Here is a 4,290-nt window from a genome sequence, read left to right on the forward strand (position 1 = left end):
CGATCAGCAGGTCGTAGCCATGGCGGGCGCATTCGAGCGCGAGCTCGCGGCCGATGCCGCTGGACGCGCCGGTCACGACGGCCAGCGGCCGTCCGGAGGTGTCGTTCATCGTGGACTCCTTGGAAACATGGATCGGAAGACGGCTCAGCTGAGCCCGAACGGCGTCAGCACCACCTTGCGGCAGTCCTCTTCCTTCTTGTTGAAGATCTCGTAACCGCGCGCCGCCTCGACCAGCGGCATCCGGTGGCTGACGATCAGGTCGGGCTTGAGCTCGCCGCGCTCGATGTGGCGCAGCAGCTCGGGCATGAAGCGCTGCGCATGCGTCTGGCCGCTGGTGAAGCTCAGCCCCTTCTCGAAGGCGTCGCCGAACAGGAAGCCGTGGATGAACCCGGCATAGACGCCAGGCACGCTGACGATGCCGCCGCGGCGCGTCGCCGCGATCGCCCAGCGCAGCGAGGTGCCGCTGGAGCCCTCGAGCTTGAGCGTCGACAGCACCGTCTCCACCGTGCTGCCCTTGGCCTCGAAGCCGACGGCGTCGATCGACGCGTCGACGCCGCGGTGGTCGGTCTGCTCGATGATGAAAGCCGCCGGATCGTCGATCTGGTCGAAGTCGATCGGCAGCACGCCGTAGGTCTCCTTGGCGAAGGCCAGCCGGTAGGGATGGTGGTCCACCATGAAGATGCGCTCGGCGCCGAGCAGCCGCGCGCTGGCCGCCGCCATCATGCCGACCGGCCCGGCGCCGAAGATCGCGATCGTCGAGCCCGCCGTCACCTGCGCGTTCAGCGCCGCCTGGTAGCCGGTGGGCAGGATGTCGGACAGGAAGAGCACCTGCTCGTCGCTCAGCTGCGTGTCCGGGATCACCAGCGGGCCGACGTCGGCCTTGGGCACCCGCACGTACTGCGCCTGGCCGCCGGGATACCCGCCGTACAGGTGGCTGTAGCCGAACAGGCCCGCGCCGGCGCGGATGTCCTTCTTGTTCAGGATCGCGCCGCGGCCGGGATTGGTGTTCTCGCAGGCAGCGAACAGCTTGCGGCCGCAGAAGAAGCAGTCGCCGCAGGAGATGGTGAAGGGCACGACCACCCGGTCGCCGCGCCGCAGCTTCGTCACGCCGCGGCCGACCTCCTCCACCACGCCCATGAACTCGTGGCCGAGGATGTCCCCGTCCTTCATGTCGGGGATCTTGCCGCGGTAGATGTGCAGGTCGGACCCGCAGATCGCCGTCGCGGTGACACGCAGCAGGATGTCGTCGTCGGCGGCGAGCACCGGATCGGGCACCGTCTCGACGCGCACGTCATGGGCGCCGTGGTAGGTCAGGGCAAGCATGGGAAGCCTTTCTTCATCGATGACAGCGGGGTTTGCACCGAATCCGGCAACCGCAGGGCCCGCCGCGAGCGGGCTTCTTCCAGGCCAGCGGCGCCTCCGATCAGCACGCCGCGATGCGGGTCGGCATTCGCTGCCGACGCGTTGACGGCAAGGAAGCGCGTCCCCGCCGCCCGGCGGTGTTGCAGGCACCGCCTTTGCCTCGACGAGGTGTCGCCGAAAGGCGCTTCGGAGCGATGGATTCGATGTTCGACCTGCAAGTCAGTCCCTGGGAACTGCTGGCGCGCGCCGCGCTGATCTACTTCGCGCTGCTGATCATGGTGCGGCTCTCCGGCAAGCGCACCGTGGGCCAGTTCACACCGTTCGACCTGCTGGTGGTCATGCTGCTGAGCGAGGCCGTCAGCAATGGCCTGAGCGGCGGCGAGGAATCGGTGACCGGCGCCTGGATCGTGGCTGGCGCGCTGATCGTGATGAACGGCCTGATGGGCTTCTTCGGCTCGCGCAGCCGGCGTGTCGAGCGGCTGCTGGAGGGATCGCCGGTGCTGATCGGCCGCGATGGCCAGTGGTTTCCCGAGGTGATCCGTCGGCACCGGCTCAGCGACCTGGATGTCGAGAAGGCGCTGCGCGAAGCGGACTGCTCGCTCGCCGACGTCAAGATCGCCATCCTGGAGAGCGACGGCAGCATCAGCATCGTCCAGAAGAAGTGAGCTGCCGGCCACCGCGAAGCGGGCCCGCCCCGGGCCCGCCGCGGACGTTCAGTGCGTCTGCTGCTCGGCCATCAACTCGTCCTTGCGCTGCTGCAGCCGCTCGCCGAGCTCGGCCAGGTCCAGCCCGGCTTTCTTCGCCTTGGGGAACATCTCGTTCTGTTCCTCCTTGACGTGGTGCTTGACCCACTCGCTCATGACCTTGACCTTGGCGTCGTAGTCCTCGCCATCGGGCTCGACGCCCTGCACCGCCGCGATCAGGTCCTTGATGCTCTGGTGCTCGACGCGGGCCTCGGGGACCAGCTCCTTGTCCTTCAGCGCGGCCTGCACCTCGGGATAGAAGATCTCCTCCTCGATCTGCGCATGCACCGTCAGGGCCGTGCAGATCTGGGCGACGAGCTGCTGCTTCTTGGCGGCCGAGCGCGACTTCTCGAACTGCTCGAAGAGCTCGCTGACCTCCTTGTGGTCGGCGCGCAGCAGGGCGATGGCGTCGGGCGTCTTCGTCCGGGCCGTGGTGGCGCGCCGCGCGGTGGTTTTCCGGCTCGAGGCCGCGGTCGTGGAAGAAGGCATGGGGATTCTCCTGGCTGTGGATGTGCTGGGATGACGCGCCACACGGCGCGCCGGAATCTCTCGATGGCAAGCGTGATGCCCAGCATGCCGGGCACGCGCGGCGCGGGTATGCGCCTTGCTGAACGAAGGTCCGACTTTTCCTTCCCCCACCGGACACCCCGATGAGCAGCCGCTTCCTGACTCCCGACCTTGCCCAGGCCGCGCTCGACGCGATCACGCCGGCGATCGCCGCCCAACTGGCCTCGCCGGAGGTCAGCGGCCTCGGCGTCCTGCACCTGGTCGTGCTCGATCCTTCGGTGCCCTGCGGCGACGGCGCCTCCGAGCCGCGCTTGCTGCTGGAGCACTCGATCGGCGACCGCGCCCGCTGGGACGTGGACTACGCCGACTACGCCCGCCGCAAGGCGCTGCTGTCCTGGCGCCACCGGATGGACAGCCGGCGGCTGCAGCTGCTGGAGCCGCACCGCCTGAGCACCGACGACGCGGTGCTGTGGGGCGGCGTCTGGCTGGACGGCCTGGTGGTCGCCGCCAGCGGCGCCTTCCCGATCTGGGACGAGTGCTTCTCGATGATGGCCGCGGTCCAGCTGCGCGCCCGCGCCTGGATCGCCGCCGAAGCGGCGCGCTGACGCGCCGCGCCCCTGCCCGTTCCCCTTACCCGTTCTCCCTGTCCGATTTCACCCACCCTCCGCCGGAGTTCCCCATGATCGACAGTCCCTCGACGGCCGCGTCCACCGCGCCGGCCACCGTCCCCTCCACCACGCCCGCCGCGGACGCCGCCAGCCTGCACGGCCAGGTCGCGCTGATCACCGGTGGCAGCCGCGGCCTGGGCGCCGCGATCGCGCAGACGCTGGGCGAAGCCGGCATGCGCGTGCTGATCGCCGACATCGACCTGGGCCGCGCCCGCGACCGCGCCGCGCTGCTGGCCGAGCGCGACATCGAGGCGGTGCCCGTCGCGCTGGACGTCTCCGACCCGCGCCAGTGCGAGGAGGTCGTGGCCAGCGCGGTGCGCGACTTCGGCCGGCTGGACGTGCTGATCAACAACGCCGCGGTGGACGTCACCGCGCCGCTGTCGGAACTGGCCGTCGAGGACTGGCAGCGCGTGCTCAACACCAACCTCTCGGGCCCGCTGCTGATGACCAAGTACGCCTCGGCGCGGATGCTGACGCAGCCGCGCGGCGGCCACATCGTCAACATCGCCTCGACCGCCTCCAAGCGCGCCTGGCCCAATGCCAGCGCCTACCACGCGACCAAGTGGGGCCTGCTGGGCCTGTCGCATGCGCTGCACGCCGAGCTGCGGGACAAGCAGGTGCGGGTCTCCGCCATCGTCGCCGGCGGCATGCGCACGCCCTTCCTGCTGGACCGCTTCCCCGGCATCGACGAGAGCAAGCTGCAGGACCCGATGAACGTCGCGCGCGCGGTGCGCTGGGTGCTGCAGCAGCCCGAGGGCACGGTGATCCCGGAACTCACCGTCCTGCCCACCCAAGAGACCTCCTGGCCGTGACCACGCCGCCCGACCCCATCAGCATGCTGCCGGTGCAGGACCTGGACCTGAGCGCGGCGCCCGGCGAGCGCCTGCCCGCCGGCGCGCTGCGCCCCTGCCTGTTCATCGACAAGGACGGCACGCTGATCGAGAACGTGCCCTACAACGTCGACCCGGCGCAGCTGCGCTTCATGCCGGGCGCCGGCCAGGCGCTGGCGG

At 70.0% G+C, this 4,290-nt stretch carries 6 protein-coding genes and 2 pseudogenes; 4 read left to right on the forward strand and 4 right to left on the reverse strand.

From position 1 onward, the window contains the following. The 3 genes and pseudogenes from FUT87_RS31790 to FUT87_RS19030 all read right to left on the reverse strand — a co-directional run. Window positions 1–109: pseudogene (locus FUT87_RS31790) on the reverse strand (oxidoreductase); the annotation flags it as partial. 35 nt (window positions 110–144) lie between these two features. Further along, window positions 145–1,323: a zinc-dependent alcohol dehydrogenase gene (locus tag FUT87_RS19025; protein ID WP_147242042.1), complete on the reverse strand. Its 1,179-nt coding sequence runs from the start codon at window positions 1,321–1,323 to the stop codon at window positions 145–147. Further along, window positions 1,311–1,580: a hypothetical protein gene (locus FUT87_RS19030; RefSeq protein ID WP_147241788.1), complete on the reverse strand. Its 270-nt coding sequence runs from the start codon at window positions 1,578–1,580 to the stop codon at window positions 1,311–1,313. Before FUT87_RS19030 ends, FUT87_RS19025 begins: the two co-directional genes overlap by 13 nt. On the opposite strand from FUT87_RS19030, the gene FUT87_RS19035 reads away from it, so the two are divergent. Further along, on the forward strand, window positions 1,566–2,027 hold the full coding sequence (locus tag FUT87_RS19035) for a DUF421 domain-containing protein (protein WP_091724524.1): 462 nt from the start codon (window positions 1,566–1,568) through the stop codon (window positions 2,025–2,027). The genes FUT87_RS19030 and FUT87_RS19035 overlap by 15 nt on opposite strands. Before the next feature lie 48 nt (window positions 2,028–2,075). Here FUT87_RS19035 and FUT87_RS19040 read toward each other — a convergent pair whose 3' ends face one another. Next, on the reverse strand, window positions 2,076–2,594 hold the full coding sequence (locus FUT87_RS19040) for a hemerythrin domain-containing protein (protein WP_091724523.1): 519 nt from the start codon (window positions 2,592–2,594) through the stop codon (window positions 2,076–2,078). 161 nt (window positions 2,595–2,755) lie between these two features. On the opposite strand from FUT87_RS19040, the gene FUT87_RS19045 reads away from it, so the two are divergent. The 3 genes and pseudogenes from FUT87_RS19045 to FUT87_RS30905 form a co-directional block, all read left to right on the forward strand. Then, entirely contained in the window at window positions 2,756–3,217 is a 462-nt protein-coding gene (locus tag FUT87_RS19045; RefSeq protein ID WP_147242043.1) for a hypothetical protein, read from the forward strand. A gap of 74 nt (window positions 3,218–3,291) precedes the next feature. Beyond that, complete coding sequence (locus FUT87_RS19050; protein ID WP_147242044.1) at window positions 3,292–4,092, forward strand: SDR family oxidoreductase; 801 nt, start codon at window positions 3,292–3,294, stop codon at window positions 4,090–4,092. Beyond that, window positions 4,089–4,290 (forward strand): annotated as a pseudogene (locus FUT87_RS30905) (hypothetical protein); the annotation flags it as partial. The gene FUT87_RS19050 and the pseudogene FUT87_RS30905, both read left to right, overlap by 4 nt.

This window comes from Mitsuaria sp. TWR114 (genome assembly GCF_007997345.1).

Excerpts from the sequence above, each read along its gene's own strand:
- FUT87_RS19025 (WP_147242042.1), bottom strand. The coding sequence starts at position 1,323 with ATGCTTGCCCTGACCTACCACGGCGCCCATGACGTGCGCGTCGAGACG.
- FUT87_RS19035 (WP_091724524.1), top strand. The coding sequence starts at position 1,566 with ATGTTCGACCTGCAAGTCAGTCCCTGGGAACTGCTGGCGCGCGCCGCG.
- FUT87_RS19040 (WP_091724523.1), bottom strand. The coding sequence starts at position 2,594 with ATGCCTTCTTCCACGACCGCGGCCTCGAGCCGGAAAACCACCGCGCGG.
- FUT87_RS19045 (WP_147242043.1), top strand. The coding sequence starts at position 2,756 with ATGAGCAGCCGCTTCCTGACTCCCGACCTTGCCCAGGCCGCGCTCGAC.
- FUT87_RS19050 (WP_147242044.1), top strand. The coding sequence starts at position 3,292 with ATGATCGACAGTCCCTCGACGGCCGCGTCCACCGCGCCGGCCACCGTC.